The organism is Marinobacter sp. RI1, assembly GCF_041155085.1.
In the GTDB taxonomy this organism is placed as follows: domain Bacteria; phylum Pseudomonadota; class Gammaproteobacteria; order Pseudomonadales; family Oleiphilaceae; genus Marinobacter; species Marinobacter nauticus.
Genome location: NZ_AP031605.1, coordinates 1,868,226 through 1,889,505, shown reverse-complemented (window position 1 = coordinate 1,889,505; position 21,280 = coordinate 1,868,226). Strand labels below are relative to the sequence as shown.

The 21,280-nt window shown below is 52.1% G+C and carries 14 protein-coding genes; 1 reads left to right on the top strand and 13 read right to left on the bottom strand.

Annotation, left to right across the window (positions count from 1 at the left end):
* Positions 1-80: 80 nt before the first annotated feature.
* The 9 genes from ACAM27_RS08495 to ACAM27_RS08455 form a co-directional block, all read right to left on the bottom strand.
* Positions 81-896 (bottom strand): hypothetical protein, encoded by an 816-nt coding sequence (locus tag ACAM27_RS08495; RefSeq protein WP_222534384.1) that lies wholly within the window; start codon positions 894-896, stop codon positions 81-83.
* Positions 893-1,360, bottom strand: a complete 468-nt coding sequence (locus ACAM27_RS08490; protein ID WP_153741528.1) for a YcfL family protein — start codon at positions 1,358-1,360, stop codon at positions 893-895. The genes ACAM27_RS08495 and ACAM27_RS08490 overlap by 4 nt, the downstream gene beginning before the upstream one ends.
* Positions 1,357-2,607: a hypothetical protein gene (locus ACAM27_RS08485; protein WP_369612841.1), complete on the bottom strand. Its 1,251-nt coding sequence runs from the start codon at positions 2,605-2,607 to the stop codon at positions 1,357-1,359. Before ACAM27_RS08485 ends, ACAM27_RS08490 begins: the two co-directional genes overlap by 4 nt.
* The gene (locus ACAM27_RS08480) at positions 2,585-3,226 is read right to left on the bottom strand and encodes a penicillin-binding protein activator LpoB (RefSeq protein WP_222197068.1); all 642 of its coding nucleotides are present in this window, start codon (positions 3,224-3,226) and stop codon (positions 2,585-2,587) included. The genes ACAM27_RS08485 and ACAM27_RS08480 overlap by 23 nt, the downstream gene beginning before the upstream one ends.
* Before the next feature lie 20 nt (positions 3,227-3,246).
* The gene (locus tag ACAM27_RS08475; protein ID WP_369612840.1) at positions 3,247-4,749 is read right to left on the bottom strand and encodes a carboxyl-terminal protease-like protein; all 1,503 of its coding nucleotides are present in this window, start codon (positions 4,747-4,749) and stop codon (positions 3,247-3,249) included.
* 176 nt (positions 4,750-4,925) lie between these two features.
* Complete coding sequence (locus ACAM27_RS08470; protein ID WP_369612839.1) at positions 4,926-8,216, bottom strand: Ig-like domain-containing protein; 3,291 nt, start codon at positions 8,214-8,216, stop codon at positions 4,926-4,928.
* 10 nt (positions 8,217-8,226) lie between these two features.
* Positions 8,227-9,561: an OmpP1/FadL family transporter gene (locus tag ACAM27_RS08465; RefSeq protein WP_369612838.1), complete on the bottom strand. Its 1,335-nt coding sequence runs from the start codon at positions 9,559-9,561 to the stop codon at positions 8,227-8,229.
* A gap of 193 nt (positions 9,562-9,754) precedes the next feature.
* Positions 9,755-12,730, bottom strand: a complete 2,976-nt coding sequence (locus tag ACAM27_RS08460) for a parallel beta-helix domain-containing protein (protein WP_369612837.1) — start codon at positions 12,728-12,730, stop codon at positions 9,755-9,757.
* 81 nt (positions 12,731-12,811) lie between these two features.
* Positions 12,812-14,962 (bottom strand): hypothetical protein, encoded by a 2,151-nt coding sequence (locus tag ACAM27_RS08455; RefSeq protein WP_369612836.1) that lies wholly within the window; start codon positions 14,960-14,962, stop codon positions 12,812-12,814.
* A 530-nt stretch (positions 14,963-15,492) separates the two neighbouring features.
* On the opposite strand from ACAM27_RS08455, the gene ACAM27_RS08450 reads away from it, so the two are divergent.
* Positions 15,493-16,068, top strand: coding sequence for a PilZ domain-containing protein (locus tag ACAM27_RS08450; protein ID WP_222197062.1), 576 nt, complete (start codon positions 15,493-15,495; stop codon positions 16,066-16,068).
* A gap of 25 nt (positions 16,069-16,093) precedes the next feature.
* Here the strand turns inward: ACAM27_RS08450 and ACAM27_RS08445 are convergent, their stop codons facing one another.
* The 4 genes from ACAM27_RS08445 to rfaH form a co-directional block, all read right to left on the bottom strand.
* The gene (locus ACAM27_RS08445; RefSeq protein ID WP_153741119.1) at positions 16,094-18,166 is read right to left on the bottom strand and encodes a sensor domain-containing diguanylate cyclase; all 2,073 of its coding nucleotides are present in this window, start codon (positions 18,164-18,166) and stop codon (positions 16,094-16,096) included.
* 13 nt (positions 18,167-18,179) lie between these two features.
* Entirely contained in the window at positions 18,180-20,075 is a 1,896-nt protein-coding gene (locus tag ACAM27_RS08440) for a single-stranded-DNA-specific exonuclease RecJ-like protein (protein WP_369612835.1), read from the bottom strand.
* A gap of 5 nt (positions 20,076-20,080) precedes the next feature.
* Entirely contained in the window at positions 20,081-20,665 is a 585-nt protein-coding gene (locus ACAM27_RS08435; protein ID WP_222534389.1) for a hypothetical protein, read from the bottom strand.
* 132 nt (positions 20,666-20,797) lie between these two features.
* Positions 20,798-21,277, bottom strand: coding sequence for a transcription/translation regulatory transformer protein RfaH (rfaH, locus tag ACAM27_RS08430; protein ID WP_222197057.1), 480 nt, complete (start codon positions 21,275-21,277; stop codon positions 20,798-20,800).
* Positions 21,278-21,280: the final 3 nt, after the last annotated feature.

Here is a 21,280-nt window from a genome sequence, read left to right as displayed (position 1 = left end):
GCCGTATCAAGTTCGATGCAATAAAAAAACCGCCAGCCGGCGGTTTTTTTTATTGCATCAACATTCAGTTCAGAACACCATCACGCATCAGAATCCACCATCTTTTCCAGTAGTTGCAACGCAAGTTCTCGACCAGTCTCCGCCAGAGGAATAGTCTTTGCGGCTTTTTTAAAGCCCTGCTTTGTTGCGAGCCATTGATAGCTGGCATCCGTGCCCATTGGGACACCGTTAGAGCTCAGCATCACCACAATTTCGCCAGTATGCACGTCCAGAATTTCCACCAGATAACGCTCTTCAGACAGTTCTCGAAACACGAGCAACAAATCAGCAAACTCACCAAGCGATCTCATTTCCAGCCTGCGCTGATCCGGGGACAACCTCGAAAACTCACCGGTTTCCAACCGATTGTCCGTTATCCGCATGATCGATGCTCGATCCAATACCTTCACACCCGCAGCATTCAATTGCTCAACCAATCCTGATTGCAGCTCAAATGCGGGCTTTGGGTCATCTCTCGCAGAGCGCACCCTGAATTCAGCTTGCACAGCGCTCTGATTATTCCATTCCAGCTCTCGCCCCGCCGAGGTCAGTGCGCCGCGTTCTGAAGCGACTCCCCTCTGAGCGCTTTGCCAGTCACTAACCTGGTCGTCAAAGACACGATTCCAGAACACCGCCATTTTCGGTTTTTTATCCCCATAAACCCGATCGAACCGCCTCAGAATGGTCTGCGCATCAGTCACTCTCTGCGGCTCCGAACCCTGCTTGTCACGGGCCTCGATAGTGACTGGCTGCTGAGCCGGCGCCAGCATGGGCGCAGTTTGATGCAGAGCCTCAGCCGAAAAACTCGCATGAGGTGTCATCATTGGAATCCAGGCTGCAAAGAAAAGCTTCCTCATCGGCCCAGCTCCCTTATCTCAACCCTGTACTGAAGGGGTTGTGTCGATGTAGAAAGTTCCCGATAGGTTTCCAGACTATTGGCTGGCACCGTCAATCTTTGCCAGATTGGCCTGACATCTGCGGGAACGCCATCGCGATCAAAAAACTGTGTTCTTGCTTCAACCTGATAGTCAAAGTCCGTATGGTTTCGCAGCACAACATAAACTTCTGTTGTACCTGCAGAGGTCGGTCTCTGCCCATGCTGAACCAGTGACAGCCGATATCTTTCACCATCCTCGAGATAGCCAAAGCCTCGCGACCAACGCCGGTTCAGGTCATAGTCGGTAAAGACAACGGAATTCATCGAGACCGGTTCTGTACGACCGGAAAGATCGGTACTGTCAGACGCTTTATGCGTCGAACAACCAGACAGAAGGGTCATGCTAATCGCAAGAGCGAAGAATGATCTGGAGGTGCCTTTCATGGTCGAACTCCTGTATTGGGACGACGGGAGGTGGCAAATGCCACTCCAGCGCCATTTTCGTCAGCAGTAACAGTGGCCGTATCGGTCAAACCAGGCACCAGGCTGCCCTGCTTATCGAGAAAGCGTACCGGGATCGCATCACCTGCAGTCGCCTCAATCGGGCTTATGTGAATCGTATCCGGCAGGCCGCGCCAGTACCTGACGTCGGCTCGCACGTTCGCAGTCGCAGACATTCCATCGGCCGCGACACTGATCAGGCTGAGAGCCGCGAAACCGACGCCCAATCCACCTCCAGCAGCAGCGCTAACACCTGCAAGGGTCGCGTCCTGCGTAACAACGCTGAGGTTCGTGCCGACGGCGCGAGTGTTTTCCTTGAACTGGATCTGGCCATCAACAATCCTGTCAATTGCTCGCCCTCCTCTGGTTGAAGCCTGGAAGAACAGATCTTCGACGGGATAAACTGTTTGCCATTGCCCGGCCTTAAAGAATTGAGCCGCGACATCGTCAAATCCCTTTCCTCGGCGGTAAACCAATTGGTAGTGCCCCACCCCATCTCCCAGCTTTCTTGGCGACAGCCCTGTTTCAACAATTAACAGGGTGTTGTCTGAACTTTGCGGGAGAGGCGCATCTGGCCGGTAAAGCCGAAACTCCTTAAAATGCTCTTGCGCCAGTTTTTCATCCCCCATCCGCAAGGCACACCAACCGGCAAGATAGAGAAATGCTGCAAAATCAGAACTGTTCTGCTTCTCTTCGGCGAAGGCATCTTGCAGAAGCCCCGACATAAAGCTTGCTCTCGCGTTACCATAATCGGCGACCTCCAGATAGAGCAGGCCCAAATAGAAATACACCATGGCACGCTCGTATGGCTCGCCTTTAAAGTCCTTTTCGGCTTCTTCATACCAGATACTTCGGGCCCGACGTGCTGCTTCGTTGTCCGAGTACACGCTTTCGATTTCGATACGCGCCTGTTCCAGGGTTTTCATTGCTTCATAGCGGTAGCCAGCACGATACGCGGTAATTCCGATCTCCATCAGGTTGAGGACTTTGTTTCGTCTCCCTTCCTCAAAAAGATTTCTGAAACCGGCCTGCAAAACGACCGGCTTGCTCTCGACAAATTGTCGCTCTGTTGGACCAAGCACATCGCGATCATATTCCTTCGGAACGCTCGCGCAGCCTGAAATCCCCAAAGCCAACGCACCTAAGAACAGAATCGGCCATCTGTTTCTATCGATAGACCACGTTGTCACGGGCAGCTTTCCTCATTTCATATAGACCACTCCAGACGATCGTGCCGAGCTCCAAGTCGACCATTTCAAAACTGACCTGGCTATAACGGGAGCGAGTGCCGGTGTCTCGGTCAATTGCATCAAGTGAGGAGACGCGACCACCTAACCGGAAGTCAGCACCAGCCTGGGCAGCGGTTTGGCGTATCGTTCCACCATCAACTGCGCCATCTCGTTTCAGATCTCTCTCTTTCTGCACCATATCCGCAAAATGACGCCCCACGAAAACCATCCGACCATTGGCGGCTCGGTTCAACTCGATACGAAGTCGATCTGTCAGGAGGTTGGTATTGATTACCGATGAGCTCTCATTCCGCAGATATTCGCTATCAACAATGATCCGGGCGGGTGTCGAGCGTCCCGTCAGGATCGGGTTCGCAAGCATGTCCCTCATCATCTTGTCTGTCATGGCCACGACATCCTGGCTTTCAATACCAACGCCCCCGACACTGCCAGTGCTGGTCACATCCTCATACACAGTGGGTTTGCCTTCGACATTCTCGATTTTCCCGGAACAACCCGACAATGCGAGAAGGACCGCCGCTACACCGCAACTCTTAATCATTAAACTATCGAATAACATAAATAATTTCTCCGTGATCGTTACTGAGCTTGAGCGAGGGCGTTGGTCAGCTCCGGATAAATCTGACCGGTGGCCGCGATCGCGTCCGTGAAGTTTTCTGTGTGGCCGTATTTAGCCGTCAGATAACGCACCATCGATTCAATATCATCGAAGCTCCGGTCTGATGACGCCCGTATCATTTCCCAGCCACCGGAAGCGCTGATGGCGGCTTCACGTCCTGTCGATTTTCCAATCTCGGCGCCAACAGCTCCCCCAATAAAACCACCGATAAACGGTACTTGCTCAAGTGCTTTCTCACCGACATAGGCTCCCGCCGCCGCACCCAAACCGGTGCCAACGGTGGAACCGATATTGGCGTTTATCGCGGAATTGACCCACTCAGCGAGCACATCATCACTCGTGTAAGGACTGAGGTATTTACCCTGATTGTCCGGCCGAACCAGCTGCTCTATGAGCTCTGCCTCAGTCGGAATACGAATATTCCCCTCGGCATCACGTAATTTGCCCGTTCTCGCGGCAACGAGGAGTGCGCGGGGTGGTTCGTCATTAGTCATCCGATCAACGAGACCCGAAGGCAAACCGCCATCCTTGAGGATATTCCGATGAGACTGAGTCAGGTGGCGATAATGGCCGTGTTGCAAATCGGCCGACTGCGATGGATAAGCGTTCAAAATACGGATGAGTAATTCGTCTTCCTGGGCTCCCTGGTTGAGTGCCGTGTGTAGATCCAGCCCCCTAAGGCCTTCGGGACCAATAAGCCAGGCTTGGTGCTTCTCTGGCAGCAAGGTGAGGTACCCGGGAATACTCAGGTTTTCTGCGTGGTATTCCAGTTCCTGATCCGCTGGAGCCATGGAGATCAGTTGTTGAATGACCAACGGGCGATAGATCGAGTCTTTCCCCGGTCCGGCCATAAACTCAGCAATTTCTTCGACTGTTTTGGGATTGATAGACTCAAACGTCGCGCGCTGCTTCTCTACCTCGGCCAACACATTCTTTTGATGTAAGCCCTCGGCTATCGTACGCGCTGACTGTTGTTCACTTTGCTCGTCGTTGAGCGAACCCAAAAACAACATCGGGGTTGGAAAATACAGCGACAAATATCCATCAACAGCATATTCAACGCGGCTTTCCAGTAACGTTGTTCCCTGCCACTGTATGGAGTAGATGTCGGCATAGCGATTCTGTTCATGATATGGAATCAGCGACAAGGTCAACATGTATCCCAGAAAACTCAACCCGTTAAAATCGGTAACCCCCGACTTGATCGTTGTTCGTGAAATGAACACCTCGGGCAGAGATGGGGACTCCGGGACTAACCACGATGGGGATTCAGCCCCAACCACACTAAAAGGAACTCTCGCACTGTCATTCGATGGCGCACTGATGCTGCCCAAACTCTCCCGATCAAGCTGGTACACCTGACAACCGGAGAGTAAAAACAACAGTAAAAAGCACAGGGGTTTAAGCGAATACTGGCCAAGAGCACTGGGCCATGGTCTCCGCCCATGTTTGCTTATCTTCATCTGACTATTCCCATTCATTGAGACTCAGAAAACATAGTATGAATTGTGTTATTCGATAATTAATTCAATAACGAAAATGGTGGAAAAGCAAACTTTTTGCGAAAATTCCCTCTACCCCATGTCCAGATTGGACGGAGGCAGAGGGATGCCAACAGATTGGATTAGAAAGCCAGGAATTAAAGCTCGCTATTGTGAGCTGTGGGTATTTGTTTGATCGGGAAAGAAATAAAGTTCAGGTTTACGCCTTCGGCAGGTATCTGAAGAGGTATATTAACCACTCCCTCGGCTGTCTGCGGCGCATCACAACCCGGGTCGACAAGACACGCCAGGCTTCCGATAAGGTTGCCTGCGCCGGCACCCAAGCCATTGATGGCATCGATCAAATCGCCGATAAGCGGCAAATCGCTGAGCACAGGAATTCTTACATTCACATTGACACTCAGATCAACCACATTCTGGGAGATGAGTGACACCTGCATACGACCATCATCGAAGAATCGGATGGGGCCTTCGAGCTCCAGTTCTATGGGCTTGCTGTACAAGTCGTGTGTCAATAACTGGGCGGCAGGGAGGCTCAGATTCGGTGCATCAAGGAGCAACGGAGCGACTGTTCTGAAGCGCGTTTTCCCATTCTCATCCTCAAATATCTGACCACGCAGGAAGCCCACCGGATTATCTTCAGACGGTTCCTGATAGCGCATTCTGAGGATTTGCGGACCTGTCGCTTGCTCTCCCAGCCCTTGCAGGAAAACGCTGGCGCTGGTGGCTGCCAGCTGAGTGGGATAGAGAATGACATCCACAGCCTCTCCATCCTCCGGTTGCGGCTGCACCGGCCCAACCACATCGGTGTTCAAGGCGAAGGTTTGATAGATGAACTTGTTCTCCTGGCAATCGCTGCCTGGCTCACACCCTACACTGGCTGCGACCGGAACGCCCAATGCGCTGGCGTTTCCGCCTTTCACCAGGAGCTTTGCGGCGTTCGGTGAGGGCTTGAACTCCGAACTCCCCGGAGCCACGGGCTCATGGTTGAATGGTTCCAGGCAATCGCGGCCGGCCAGGCTGTCGCAGTCCACGATGAAGTTGGAATTGGTATCACGCACCGGCAGATTGCGAAGCGGTGTATAGACAGCCGTTGTACTTTCATCGCCACGGAAAACGATTTCCAGATCCGGCCCCCCAAGGTCTTCAGGGTCTACCAGAAGATCCGTTTGGAGTGGCAAGCCGAGTTCTGAACAGATGATACTCTCCAAATCACAATTGCCGTTTGTAGAGCTGGCAAGCGTATACCGGTAGTGAACGCCGTGCTGCCAGGGCATATCCGGGAAGAAGCGAATCCTCTGGTTGCTGAACTCCAGCCGACCAGGCACGTTTTCAACTACTTCGCCCTGATCATCCAGTTTCTGAACCAGAAAGCTGCTGCCTAACTGGATGCTGTCGGCATCCATGGACTGGGAAAATACCACTACAATAGGTCTGTCGGAGGGCATCGGAGTGATTGGCAACTCGTCGCCACGAGGACCATCTGGCGCTGCATCCACGCATTTTCCGTGACTGCCATCCGCTAGATTTACACCTGTGGTTACACAGGGATAGCCGGGGTATGTCGTTAGCGGAAGCGGTGATGCAACAGGAACCGTTTCTGGATCGCCGAGTTCTGGAAGCTCAAACCCGAGACTCAACGAGGGGCTGCCATTGCCCGCAAGATCAGTAAGATCCGAGTTAAGCTGCACGCTATAGGATACGCCATGGCGCAGTCCACCCTTTGGATTGATGGTTACGGTCGTTCCGTCAACCATTTTGGTACTCTCGATACTGGCTCCAGCGTTGTCGATAAGCCTGACACCATCGGCCACCGATGATCTCAAAATCGGTTCATCAAAATTCAGAATGATCGGATCTCCCGGCCGGTGCATCTGGTCCCGATTTCCGGGGAACGCGCTGTCATCACCAGGCATCCAACTGATCAGCTCTGGGCCGGTTACATCAACTGAGCGCTCTTCACGTGCCTGCATTTGAGCATCGACCGAAGTATCGGCCTGAATCTGAAACGCAATTGTTGAATCGGTGATTTCCTGGCCGAGCAAATCAGGCTCTACAATGCCAATGGCATCAATGACCAGGATACCGTCCTCCACAAGCGCAATTCCCACCAGCTCGACGTGAAGCAGATCCTGCGACAACGAGGCATTGGGCTGTGCCGCCTCGGTATTCATGGCAACATCCATGAAAAGTCGAACGTGTCTCGGCGCATTTCGATTTGAGGTGTAAGGATTGGGCAACAGAAACCCCGTCGCGTCCGATGCCATAACGACATTGATATCGCCAGTTTTCTGGAGCACGCCGGTTTTCTCGTCAATCACCGGCACAGTGCCATTGACTCTCACCGGAAGTGAGCTACCCACGAGCTTACTGCCACGAGGGATTCGTAGAGGTAACGCTTCGTCTTCTTCAAAACTCGGCGCAAACGCCAATTCCGTAAACAGGCCACCCAGCGAGGTCGAGCGATCGGTTGTCCCCTGCAACACTGAGTTCAGAATCACGCCATTGATAACCTGCCCATTCAGTTTGGAACTCAACAGTTCGCCACCTTGAGCGGGATCGGTCGCGTTCTGGAACTGGACAGCCGTCGGTTCCGTTGCCCGGGCGACGAATGTTCGGTTGGTGGACAGTTCTTTTCCTGTGATCGAGGGAAGATTGGTTACAGACAATGTATACCGACCACCCGCCATGAGCTTGTCGTCTGGCGAACCGCACTGATCAAGTTGCCCGGTCACACAGGGGTCGACCGTTATTCGGCGATCCTTAACCAGCACATCTGACGCAATGACATTGCTATTGGCATCCAGTAGCTGTATCCGACCTCCAAGGGCTCGCCAATCCGGATGCACCGGTTCGGTGAGTTCCAGCCGGAACGCGGACAAGTCGGTAGGTTCAAAAGGAGATCCCGGAGCAGGAATCATCGAGGCAATAGTGAAACCGTTTCCCGTGGAATCCAGCTTGGCAATGCCGGTTAAACCTCCCCGAGTATGAAATTGAATACCCGGCTCGCTGTTCAGGGTGCTCTGCGGGTCAGGGATCAACCGACCATCCCTTGCTTCGACCGGTTCACGAAACGTGACCGTGTGTTCAAAGCCCAGATCCAGCTCTGTTTCCGGGTCGAGGATGATGCTTCTGCCACCATCAACTGAGCGCGCACTGAAAGCGATCGGCCCCTGGGATCCCAGTATCTCAACGCTCTCCTGAACAGAATTCAAACTGACGGGGACGTTAAACCTCAGTACCAGATCAGCCACCGGACTGACGTTTCGCTGTCCGTCTGCCGGGTACGAATAAACAAGCGATGCAGGGCCGTCTATGGGTTCACCTGTTTGCGGATCAACCGGCGTATTCAACGTTTGCTTATCACTGCCGCCGCCACAAGCAGCAAGTCCGGCAAACGCCAGAAATGAAAAGTATCGAATTTTCATAGCTCACCCCTTAAAACTTCAGCGTTACGGAAGCGCTGACTACATGAATGTCGCCATCAGCTTCTACCGATGTTTCAGTTTGATTCCCTGCAGCGTTTTCGCTGACGATCGTGAAATCACGCTGCAACAAGCGCTGGTACTGGTATCCAATATCCAAGCGGACGGGGTAAGCCAGAATGCGTGTTTTGTCATAGAGCGCAGTAATACCAAGGCCAACAATTGCACGATCCGTATCCAGATAATTCAGGTCCGGGTTTCTGGTGGTTTTGAGGGGAGACTCTTCGTAAGCCACGCCGGTTGTCAGCAAAAAGTGTTCGCTGAGCCGGTAATCCGCACCAATTCGGGGTATGAGAATGTCATCAAACTCAATCCGCTGTGCGGGCGATAGTTCATTCTGATCTTTGATTGTATCCCGTCCAAACTCGTCTTCAAGTTCAGACCACATTTGTTGTTCCAGGGTGCCGCCAACCCGCCAGTTTTCCGAGCGATACTGCAGCCCCACAGCGAAGGTCTCCGGCTGAAAGGAATCAATTGTGGCCACGGCGATGGTCAAGCCCGGGTCGGGAATGGTTTGATTTACAATGACATTCGAATCAACGGAGGTGGATGACGCCGACTTGGTACGGTATGCCAGAGCCAGTTCCCAACCATCCAGAAAGCAAGCTTCGTCACAGAACAGAGTGGCAGGCGTAACGGTAGTGCCCAGGATGGCTTTCAGTGAGGGCTCAGCGTTTACAGAGAGCTTCTCTTTTGATGTTTCCCCGCCCAGCGTAGATGTTGCCTGAAGGTTGGCTGCCGCTTCCAGGGTAACTCGAGCCGATGCCCCTACCGAGACACCCCCAATGATTTCCGTTGCGCCACCCACATTCAGGAAAAGTGGCTCTTTTCCAAACTGAAGAAACTGGCCTTGATCAGAAGTCTCTGATTTGAACGCCAGCATCTCTTTGCCATATTTTTCGACGCCCAGCATTAACCCCAGATAGATGGGTTTCTTTGCCCGGGTCAAGGAACTTAAATTGGTTTTGAAGCCCAACAAAACGTGCTGGGACGGGGAATCCGCAAGCACATCTCCATTGGCATCGGAGCGCGAGGCACGAAGCTCCTGCTCCGAATGCAGAATGCCGGCGGTCATCTCACCGCGTTCATCGGCGGTGAGATAGGAAGGGTTATAGTAAGTGGCTGACGCCTGCTCACTAAACATGGACAGTGCCTGAGCCGAAGCCAGATCTGTCGGAAGGAGCCCGTAGCTGGTTCCAAGATTCCCCATGCTGGCATTGGCCGTTCCGGTAGCAAGACAAAGACAAGCCAGGACTGCTCCACTCTTCGCTTTTTGTTTTGCAAACATCTCAGAGATTTCCTTTATTGTTTTAGGTAAATGCGTATTTTGATCGCCGAACGAATCTTGGATCTCGATATAGAGCGACTCCCCGGCGCGCCACAATTAAACTATAGTATAGTATAATTTATACTGTCTATACCTGATGACCGTCACCTTGGCTCCGGAGCGGCGCGCTCCCATGAAAGCGCGCCAGTTGGGTTTACCTGACAGACTGAAAAATGGTGGGGCCCTCACAGACACCCGCGTTCTCGTACCCGGAATCGACAACGGTACCGATCCAGGTATCGAGCAATTGAACAGCCTCTTTATGAGTCACACTTTTGGCGATCGGCGGCATTTTTCGCTGAGGGTCTGTTTCCTCTTCCAGTCGGCAGGAAACGATAGAATCCGAGGGTTCTCCGGGTACAACAACATGCTGGCGCCCGCACGACCCACCCCCGGTGGCGGTTGGCTTTTTACATATGCCGTAGCCCGCATCGATGGTTCGATAATGATCGAGATAGTAGCCTGTATTCGAAGCGGCACCTTTATCGTTGTGACAGTGCTGACAATTAACCTCCATATATGCCCGCAAACGCTTTTCTATATCCTCTGCAGAACCCGCTGTCGCGCCACTGTCTCCCGGCACCTCCCAATGAGGTAACCGTTCGATGCTCGTCGCTATACCGCGCCCGTCAATACTCGTCGCAGGCAGATTCGTGAGGAGGCCCCTGTCGGCCCAGGCCTTCAGTTGATTGACTTGAGGAAATCCGCCCTGGCCCTGGAGCCCCATAAACCCGGATTCCGGGCGATAGGGGCGATTCAGGTTTCGAGGCTTCGGGCCGATGGGCGCGGCTCCCGCCTCAAGGTCGTCATTGGCATGACACGTGATGCACTGATTGGCATTAGGAATGGCATAACTGTCTGTAGCGCCAACCATCAGCTTTCCCGTTTGCTGGTTGGTGTAATGCCAGCTCACACTCCTGGTTTCGCCACCGGGCACCAGGGTTGCGACCGCATCGCCATCGCCGGAGATTGACCAGCTGTACGCAAGCCCCGCCCAATAGGGCTTGCCGCTTTCAGCCACGCGCTTTATCAACAGTCTGGTTTCAACGAGGCTCTCTGTGCGCTGGGCTTCATCGGTGAATGCGAAAGTCTTGGCCAGGACAGTGCCTACCGGGAAATGAATAGTGCCATTGACATTCCCTCCACCTTGACCATCAACGTAAACGGCTTTGGTGCCGGGCGGGATAAAGGCAACACGATACTTGGTTGCGTAATCGGAGAAGAGCTTGGTGTTCAGGACGTAGGGGACACCACCCTCGTTCGGCTGACTTCTCGGATCCTCGGCATCTTCGAACAGGTTATACTGTTCCAGCCTCGGGCAATCCACGGCCAGAGCAGGCCTGTTGATATGGCCCTCTTCTACAGGACCCTCACATAATTGCTTCACAAACTCTTCAGAAAAGGCCGGATCAATCCCTCCACTTGGCTCGAATGGCGGAATGGTGACTCTTGGCAGGCTGGCCAGGGTGCTGCCGTACCTAGCCTCACAGTTGTGCTGTTCTATATCCGAGTCTGCGAAAAACTCGGTAGGCCCGGTCAAGATGGATTGAAGGCCATCCCATGACAGAACCCCTGCGTCTGCATCTACCACAGCAAATAGCAGTTCCAGGCCTCGGGTACCGTGGAAGTTCATGTAGGCAAGGCTGTCACTGGAGAGATCATTGTCATGTATACAAGATCCCCACTGCGGCCGCTTTCGATTACCATTGGCGTCAAATTTGTAGGCGTTGTAGACACACTGGGGATTGGGATGCTGGTTGGTGTGGATCGGTTTGCCGTTGTCCTTTCTGGGAACGGGTTGGCCATTTGCGTCGACGGGATAGGGACAGTCTTCATCCAGTTCATCGAGCAAACCGTCCCACACGATATGTGCGCCCTGCCCCGGCCGTGCAATGTTTTTAACCCCGATCAGTGTGGGCAGGACCGTTTCAACTTCTCCCTCTACCAGTACTTTTTGCAAGTCCGGAGCCGGCAAGCTGTAACCGGAGTTTTTCATCACGTTGCCGTGTATGTGCAACCCTTCGGTATAGGGATCAAGTTTCTTGTCTGACGTCTTGCCTTTCCCGTCAATCAGCTCGTAACTGGTGTGAATGATGGCGGCGGTACTGTGGTTTTCGAAAAGGTTGTTGTACACCTCTATGTTGTCGTAACCCAGAGTGATAAATCCGGTGCCACGGGGAACTGCAGAAACAAGGCCGCTGTGAGCAAAATTGTAGGTATTGTTGTTTCGTGCCACGTTGTTAAGCATGACCGAGGTATCGCCGTACTGCGTGATGTTTTCGAGATCGTAGATCAGGAAACCGCCGGTGTTGCACTCAGCCAGGTTACTGTCATATTCGCCTCCCTGCACATTCTCAATTTCGAAACCCATGACGTTATAGGCAGCGCGGCTGTTTCGGATGATGGCCGTGTTAGTTTGGCCCACGTAGATACCCGCATCAGAAGCCCCTATGGATTCCGAATCGGCGACCAGGATATTTTCCGACTCAACGGGGTAAATACCATATCGGCCACTGGCCGAACTGGGCACGTAATCCGGAGTGGGATCTCCCTCATTCATCGGCGGCTGCGTGCACTGAACCTGAAGTCGCTCCCGAAAATTCTCGCGGTTAATCGGCTCTCCACCGCCGGACCACATCGCCCGGACGCCCAGCAACGTTCCCCATTTCACGCCCTTCAATTTGAAAGCATCGCCCGGAGAATCGAGAATCGTAAGGTCTTTGACTGTAATACCCCTGACGTTCAAGGCCTCGAGACCAGTCACGTTATCGCTCTGGCGGAAATTCAGTACGGTGTCATCTTTTCCGCAACCACGTATTTCCACCTCCTCTGTCGCCTGGATCAGCAAGCCGTGGTAGAGATCAAAGTAGCCACAACCAAACTCCATAACATCGCCGGGCCGCAATTGAATCATTGCACTAACCATCTGCTCCGTCGCTCTGTCTCCAGGTTCTATATGAAAGACGCGCCCTTCGCTGAATCGATTCGTGGGCTCGTTTTGATTTGCCTGAGGCGAGGCTTGATCTGCCTCCTCTTGAGAGCCCCCAGAGCCGCCAAGACATCCGGAGAGCGTCATCATCAGGACTATGCTGATCACCGCAACACGCGCGCGATAAGAGGTTGAAAACATTTTTTTATCCTTGTTTTTTTTGCCGCAACTCACTTCGCGAGGCCATCTTGCCGAGCGTCTCGCAAAGCGCACCGTTGACCGTCAGAGACGTGCCTTTTCTATGCGTTCCCACATGCGCAGGTATGCTTCAGCGGACGTGAATAGCTGATTGACGGCCTCATTGATGAGCTCCGGCGGGCGATCGGAATACAGAATCATGTCTGCGATCTGATCCGGATACAGGCCGTAGTGGGCGACACCTCGTCCCTCGTATAGACCAAATTCCCGATCACCGGTCTTTTGTTTGTGAAACCGAACCCGTCCATCTACCGAAGTAAAGGGATAAAGATTGTTGTCGTCCTCCGCCGTTCCCGGGTTGGCAGCAAGCTGGGCGATCCCATTAACATCTGAGGCAAAGCCAGCTCCGCCGAAAGGACCCACTTTCTGGTCGGAGGGACGAGGGCGATTACCATCTCTGACCAGCTTGTCTACCCAATTTCCCCTGGCGCCTCCGAACGATGCGGTAACGCCTCCTTGCAGGGCAATCCTATCTCTCAGAGCTTCAGTGCCTCCCCAACTGCCATGACTGTTGATCACCGGATAATCGGAAGCTCTGGTGATATCAAGAATCCGAGCAGAGGCTTTGCGACTGATGTGATCCGTCTCGATCATCATTTTCCGCCGCATCAGTTCCTCAATAAGAAAATCGCCAAGGTCGGTCAGCCCACGCCGGTTACAGAGATGATCCGTACCCTTGCGAGGATCCAGCGCCGCCAACTGCTCTGGCGTTTCAGGAAAGCGGTCACCAAGGTAATCAAGCTGGAATAATAGTTGGTCCAGAATGCCGAATGGCTGCATCTGGGCATTCTGATCAACTTCATCGCCGCTATATTCAGTGCCTTCAGGACATTCCTCGAATTCCACCGGATGACCAGTTTCCAGAAGATTTCCCGCATAAAGAACTGGCCCGATACCAACTCCCGTGGTGAGATCTGGAAGATGACCACCAAAGGCATTGTCAAACTTGTGAACCGGAAACATGTTCCGTACACCTAGTTGGTGTAACCGATCCAAACGCTCTTTTATGTCTTCTCTGGTACACTCAGCAATGCCATTGAATTCGCCGCAATGCATGACCTTCGACATTTCAATACCGAGCACCACCGCCAATTTGCCATCGGCGATGACTTCCCTCGCCTCGCCCGGGCTGGTGACTATCTGGAACCAGCCCTCTCCTGGGCCACCATGCTGAGCATCGATGTAGTCCTGCATTTCGTACATACGCTGAATCTGCAAGAGGATCGCTTCCATGGGATCGCAGTCGTTCTGCTTCTGCGGATTAATGGCACACAGCACCTCATTGTGTACCAGGTGGTTCACCAGTATTTTCATGCCGGAGTAATGCGCGCGCTCAAGCCAACGGTAGTAGCTCTGATGATGCTGCAGGGAATTATAACGGGGCCAATCGTTAAAACTCGGCCAGCCTTGGGTGTCGTGAGGTCCGGTACCGCTGGTTGCCAACTCGACAAAACCGGTAGCGCCCCAGGGGCCATGCGCCACCTCACAATTTTCCAATGCGTGGGTGACACCAAACTTGTGGAAAGGAGCGCCATAATTGACTCGTCCACCGATGAACTCATAGGCGGAGATATGGGAGTGCGCGTCAACGTAGCCAAAAACGTCTTTGTCTTCGATCCCCTCGATGTTTTTGAAACGGTCCACTTCATTCAGATAGACGGCAGGGCCGCGGTCATCAATGATATCCAACCCCAGCTCAGCCTCAGGGAAATCGGAGCAGTTCTCCGTCGCCACAAAATGGAAAAGATTAGCCTGATTGCGCAAGGAAGGTGAGACCAGTGACAGCCCCTCTTCGGTAGCCCCAAGCACGAGCCCGCTAGTTGCAGATGCAAGAGTAAAATCCTGTTCACCGACTCTATTCAGCCGCCAGACTGCGAGATCACTCGGACGATCAACCACCGCAAGCCTGGGCCGCACATCGGTATTGGCCAGCTGATCTCCTGCAAATTCAAGACTTTCTCCCAACTCTCTTAGCAAGCCACCGAGTGGCGCGACAGGGTCCAGCTCAAGATTAGTCGTATCGCCAAGACCGGCAAGCAAGTAACTGATCTCGCCAATAAATGCGCCAGAGCTGTCAAGAAATTCTCCTGCTGGATCACTGATCCCCAATAGTTCGAAGCGGCCGACGTCGCCGGCGCTTCGCTGGTAATCACTAAGCAGCAAATACGCGCCCAATTCTGTCGGCCTCAAGTAGAAACTGGCAGCCAGACGCTCATCTACGGTTACGCCATATGTCCCGTTCTGGGGTGATGATATGTATCCGTTATCTGTTTTCAGGGCATAACAGCCATTCGCGAACGAGTATCGAGAAATTTCTTCAGCTTGGGATGGGGGTGGCTGAGTATCCGGCTGGACGCTCTCTGGACTAGAGGCGGTAGTGTCGGCGCCCGAGGAGTCTACGCCGGCCCCCCCGCCACTTCCGCCACAACCACTTAGAAAAAGTAAAATACACGCGGCAACTGCGGCTGACAGAGCACGCGCTAACTGAGTATTAGTCACAAGGCTTCTCCTCTCGGGATTTAACCCTTTTTGTTTTTATCGCATGATTTAATCTATACCTTAAATACCCATTAATCAACACTCTGTCACGTTTTAGGTTGCAATGGCATTAAATAACAAATTTATCGAATAACATTATCTATATTGTATGGCCGACTTAAAAGTGCTAACCTGACTTTAATGACGACAGTTTTGAGTAAGACGACATGGAGAAACGACAGCATTTCCGACTTTCTGATTTCCTGGCTCTGGAAGCCTTTGATGGCAACAAAAAGATTTTTCCTGCTACACCACTCAGTGACGATACGAAAATCCAGGCGTTACACGGGGATGTGTTGAAGGCTGTGATGAGAGGCCTAAGAAAGGCTAAGACACAGGGAAAAGTGAGCACACACGAACTCTTGGCTCTGCTTTCCCATGAACTGGAACTGGCTTACTCTTCAATTGCGACATTCTCTGGCAGCGAACACGATGATCCTCGTCGTTGCGCCGTATCCCTCAGCGAAGGCGGCATACGAATCGATGCTTGCGGAGAGTCCGTCGCGCGCTTTCAAAACCGACGTTTGAAACTTAGTCTCTATTTAAGAGATGGGATTGATGAGCCTTTGGTGGTTAGTGCCAACCTTCGAGGCCAAACCTTCGTTGAAGCGGAGTCAAAATGGATCTTCAGGTTTGAGTTCACGGGCATGACCGAAAAATTACGGCAGCGATTGTTTCGCTATATTTTGCAGGAGCAGACCAAGAAGGTGCGGACCTCAGGTGCAGAGCAAGCGGCCATGTGAGACCGTAGGTCATCAAGGCAAAAGCTTAACCAGCTCTGACCCGATTCCTACCCTCATTCTTGGCTCCGTATAGCGCAATATCAGCTCTTTTGATCAGCGAAGCAGCGTCATCACCCTCAGAGAAAGACGCAATACCTGCACTCACTGTGACCGGTCGTGAAGTCTGATAGACGTCTGCTTCAACAAGTCTCCTGAGGTTTTCTGCAACATGCCGTGCGCTCTGGCTATCCGTCTCCGCCAGGATAACCAGAAACTCCTCGCCTCCCCAACGCCCCATCATGTCCACGGTTCTCAGTGAGGATTCAACCCTCGAAGCCACACCTTTGAGCACCTCATCACCCACATCGTGGCCGAAAGAATCGTTAATCGCCTTGAAATGATCAATATCGAACAGAATGACCGAGAGATCGTTTTTATATCGACGAGAACGCTCTATTTCAGCTTTGAGCCTCTCTTCAATACACCCTCGGTTGTATAGCCCTGTCAGCTGATCATGGTTGGCCCGGCTTTCAAGCTCTTCCAGTAACGCTTCTCTTATCAGATAGTTTGTAATTCCGGGAGTGAGCATGGTTAGCAGGGATCGCTGCGTTTCATTGCACTCAGTTTCGCTACCAAAAATGAGCGCTCCGGCAAGGTCATCATTTAACACTATTGGACAAAGAATCAGCGACGCTTTTTTCATGTCTTCCGATACCGGGAAGACTCTAGCGATCATTTGAGCCCAATAGCTACCGGGCTCAATCAAAGTGACCTCCATGCCCCGCTCAGATCCCGCCACCCAGGCTTGTTGTCCTTTTATAAACAGATCTTTGATTGCGTCCAGGTCCAGCTCGTTCTGACAACCTCTCTGGCACTGATTTCCAAAGAAATCTCCCATTAATTCTATTCGTTCGTTCGGGCATTCGTACACCAGACCCACTTTTCCTTTCGATAGTTCCGAGGCAGTTGCCAGAAACAAAAGGCAACTTGAGAGAACCTCAAAACGGGACCTTCCCTCTGGCATTAGTAGTCGCTGGCCAATTTCTTTTGTCAACTGGTCTACCCGAGCCTGTCTTACGATGGTCCCAAGTGCGTGGCGACGCTCAAAGATCACTGACGCAATGAATAAAAAGTTTGCGATGCATTCTTCATCTGGAAAATCGACACCTTCGCTTAAGGTAATAAGATCCAATGTGCCCAGCACCCTACCGTCTACAGATTTGATGGGGTGCGAATGCCAAGCATGAACCTGCTCGGGTAACTGGGCTAAATCGACTTCCGAATGTTCTTCATTACCGGACCCAGCTATGACAGTCTTTTCCAGAATACTCGCCGTCGCTGTAGGGGTATCCCCAAAAACCATGGGCACCTGGGTAATAAGACTCTTGATGACGCCCTCCAAACCTTTTTGCCAAACGAGCTTCAGCGCGCGCAGGTCGGGATCAACGACAGAGACACTGCAAAGAAGCTCATTGCCAAGCGGCTCATGCAGAAGTGTAGATGCGCGTTCGAATGCCCGATCCAGACGCACCTCATTAAGGATCGAGCGCAGGATTCTGTTGTCCTGGTTGGACTGACTCTCCCTGTCTTTGACACGGTCCGGAAATTCAAACTCAATGTAAACGAGTGGTTCGTGGATCGAAATGGTTGCCGTTACATTTGTAAAGCCCGAATTCTGGCTAGATAGGCCGGATACCAGGGATAGGTGATCTGAATAGACTCCTGATCTGAGCTTTTGTTGCTTAAGCAAGTTTCGAAGAACAGGCAAAAAGTGTGGGTACCTGTCTTCAGAGAAAAAACAGGTTGAAAACGCCGGCTCAGAAATACGAGCAGTACTCATAGACTGAAGCTGTTTTGTAAGACACTCTGATTCTGCAACTATCGAACGATCTCTTACATCGATAATTGCTGAAGGTATTGGAAGTGATGCCAAAACACCACTTAGTGTATTCTGATACTGACGAGACTTCTCATTACTCAAGTTGCCACGGCGTACCAGTTCGGACTGAGCATGCTCCAATCTTGCCACCTTTGACTTCAAATGGCTGATCAAGTACCCGGCGAAAACCGCCACTATAGCTAACGCAGTTGCAGCTGTGGCATAAACAAGCCCAGTCAAAGTTCCACCCTCACTAAGCCAGCTCCAGGCTTATGACTTCGCCGAACACCTCGCCACAGGAAGCATCGCGCTTGGACCTCAAACGATATCTAACCAAGACTTTTTCATTTTGTCGTAACCGCTCCGATAACGCGGCAACACTGTGGCGCCAGAGCAACTCAAAGCCCTCGCCACCGCCATCACTCTCGCTGCCGTTAAAGTCCACCACCACTAACTTGCAATGACTTTCCATCAGAATAGTGCTACTTCTCACCATGAAATACTGCTCAAAAACCGGCTCCGGGTAGTGTCGCCCCCAAGGCTGTTTTTCCAGCCATTGCGCCAGCGAAGCAGTTCTTTGATTAGGTGTTAAATCGCCGTCAATAATGAGCGGACATAAGGGAACTTCTGTTTGAGCATTGTGCGCAAGGTATCCATTGAGTTTGATTTTGAGTTGGCTATACGCCTCGGAATCCACAACCAGATCGCCAGCAAAGGCATCCGCCCAGAACTGAAAACTCTGGTCGGGCTCCATTTCAAAGCTGATTGAGCAAAGCGCATCGTTTACGTTGATATAGTCCGACCGCAAAAAACATCTGATTTTGTCGTCGTCTATCGAGGCAACAACTAATTGAGTCTTTCCGGTTTCAGCATACCGCCGTTCTGCATATATCGGTAGTAAGCGCTCATCGTTCTCAAAAATGCTTTCCTCGTAGTCACCGATTGTCGGATTGGCCTCGTGTTTCTCCGCCAATGGCTCAGCGCCGATGAGACCTGCAAGCTGTTTCAAGGAGGGAAAATAGGTTTTAGCTTTCAGCAGCGACGCCCGGTAAGCCTTGTCTTTTGATGTTTTCAGCTCATTACAACGCAGGCATTCGATAATCGTCTCCGGAAACCCTGCATAACATACGCTGCTGAACATTGGAATCAGCCGCATTTGCAGCTGTTGCGCTGTGAAGGGATAGACCGCTTCGCTTTCAACAAGAAGAGCGCGCAAACCATAATGTAAATTACCACGAGAGTGAGAGGTGCGGGGTTGCTGGGTCCACCCTCTGTTTATACGATCGACCCCGGCCGCAACGACATTCCGAATGTGTGACTTCATCGGCATGTCATCACACAAATACGACAATGCTACAAGGGTACAACTTGCCTCCAGACCGGCTGTTCGAAGCTGTGAAATTAATGCCTGAGATCTCGGATGGCTTGAAATCAACTCAACCAGCATATCTCTGGTCAAACACGTCAACTCATGGGCGAGGGCACAAACCGTATATCCCTTCGCATACGATGCCCCCGGTTCCTCCGGAAACGGGATAACGGGCACATCACTGTCTGAAAGATGCTCAAGCCGATCGTGAGTGGCAACGGCTATCGTAGTCGCAGAAGGCAGTTGTTGATTGATCCGGTTGATGACGCCAAAAGATGGATCCAGCAGCACCACAACATCAGGTGATATTTCAGCCAATTCCCGGTCAAGCGTGCATTCGTCACTGTATCTGGCTGGGGTAAAATTAAAACATATGTAGTTGACATCGAACTGACTAATGTGGCCAGAAAAACTTCCACGACTTGTTTGCACAACATCCCGCGTACGCTGCAGGGAACGACATAAAAGCCGAAGACCGTTGGAAAGCGCTGCTATAGCGAGCAGGTGATCTGGATTGGTTCGCCCCAGAATGCATACTCGCCCACCAGCCAGCATGGCTTCTGCTAAACAGCGAGCTGCAGGTTTGAGGCCGCGCCAGTCTGTTCGGACAAAATCCGCGGCCTCTTCGAGCTGTTGAACTGCCCGGGCAGTTAGGATACGTTCTTTCACCGGATTGATGGCAGAGGAGAGATCTTTACCATCCCTTACCTTCATGTGCCGTTGGATTTGCTGGTTCACCTTATCCTTATTCAACACGTCTGAACCCAAATCAGGCTGCACTTCACTTATCCTCTGTTTCGATGACGCATTTGATACGCGATTTGTTGATCAAGTGCTGCGGCGATTCTGTCCTCAAGAACGGCTATCAGATCGAGCGACTTAGTTTCGATAGCTACCTGGTAGACAACGGCCATTGAGGAACCAGCGGCATCGTCCGAGAACTCAACTCCGTCTTTCTCGCCCAAAATGGACCGCCCTTCTCGAAGGGCATCTAAAGCGGCCAAGACTGCCAAGCCAGCATCGTAATCGTAGCCCATGAAGTCAGAGTCATGCTGACGAAAACAAATGTAGTCGATGACGGCGACCTGTCCGCCGTGCGCAGCCCAGGATAATGCCGTCCTGTCGGCAAGCAAGCGCTTGCTGATTGGAGTTAATTGATCTGGCAATCCCTCGAGAAACAATTTGATACGGTCCATTTCACCGGATAGACAGGCACGCCGAAACGCCTTTTGAAACTTGAAGCCGAGAGCGTCCAACTGATGGCTTGTCAGCATCCTTGGTGTGGTTTCCAGCATTTGTTTCAGAGTGACTATCGGTAAGCAGTTCAAGTCCGATTCTGACGGCATGTTGCTGTTTTGATTATCGCCCATTCCCCACCCCAACAGTCAATATTGAATAGGTCATACTATAATTATTGACACAGAGGTAAGTAAAGCAGTCTAGCGAAAGAATTACAAGCCTCTCATTTAGGCTGCCTCGCGTTAATTGAAATGCCGAAGGCTCTAGCTTTTGATGGAGCCAAGTGAAACACGGACAGATTGTTGTTTTTGCATAAAGTGAATCAAGACGATCGCTCGTTCTTCACCATCATAAGAAAGAAACACTGCGTCCAACCCCTTGAAAGGCCCTTCGGCCAGCTCTATGTGTTGCCCGGGCTTGATGCCGCCCTGCTCTGCCACCTTATCCATGCTACTTTTAATGTGGTCGATCACTTCATCGTCAATCGGTGCTGGCCGGTTGGCAAAGCTGACAATGCGCAACACGCCTCGGGTGGATCGGAGCTTTGCCCACATCGGGTCGGTTTGCTCCAGGTTCACAAATACGTACCCCGGAAACAGTGGCTCCAGCTTTTGGGTGCGCTTACCTGCCTTGATCTTCTCCACCTCGATTTTCGGGTAGAAGCAGGCGATATCCTGATTCTGCAGGTGCTGGACCGCCCGGTCGCCCTGGGCCGGCTTGTGTTGTAGTGCGTACCAGGTCATGGG

Coding starts and splice junctions, on each gene's coding strand:
- ACAM27_RS08495 (WP_222534384.1), bottom strand. CDS start 896: ATGAGGAAGCTTTTCTTTGCAGCCTGGATTCCAATGATGACACCTCAT.
- ACAM27_RS08490 (WP_153741528.1), bottom strand. CDS start 1,360: ATGAAAGGCACCTCCAGATCATTCTTCGCTCTTGCGATTAGCATGACC.
- ACAM27_RS08480 (WP_222197068.1), bottom strand. CDS start 3,226: ATGTTATTCGATAGTTTAATGATTAAGAGTTGCGGTGTAGCGGCGGTC.
- ACAM27_RS08475 (WP_369612840.1), bottom strand. CDS start 4,749: ATGAAGATAAGCAAACATGGGCGGAGACCATGGCCCAGTGCTCTTGGC.
- ACAM27_RS08470 (WP_369612839.1), bottom strand. CDS start 8,216: ATGAAAATTCGATACTTTTCATTTCTGGCGTTTGCCGGACTTGCTGCT.
- ACAM27_RS08465 (WP_369612838.1), bottom strand. CDS start 9,561: ATGTTTGCAAAACAAAAAGCGAAGAGTGGAGCAGTCCTGGCTTGTCTT.
- ACAM27_RS08460 (WP_369612837.1), bottom strand. CDS start 12,730: ATGTTTTCAACCTCTTATCGCGCGCGTGTTGCGGTGATCAGCATAGTC.
- ACAM27_RS08450 (WP_222197062.1), top strand. CDS start 15,493: ATGGAGAAACGACAGCATTTCCGACTTTCTGATTTCCTGGCTCTGGAA.
- ACAM27_RS08435 (WP_222534389.1), bottom strand. CDS start 20,665: ATGGGCGATAATCAAAACAGCAACATGCCGTCAGAATCGGACTTGAAC.
- rfaH (WP_222197057.1), bottom strand. CDS start 21,277: ATGACCTGGTACGCACTACAACACAAGCCGGCCCAGGGCGACCGGGCG.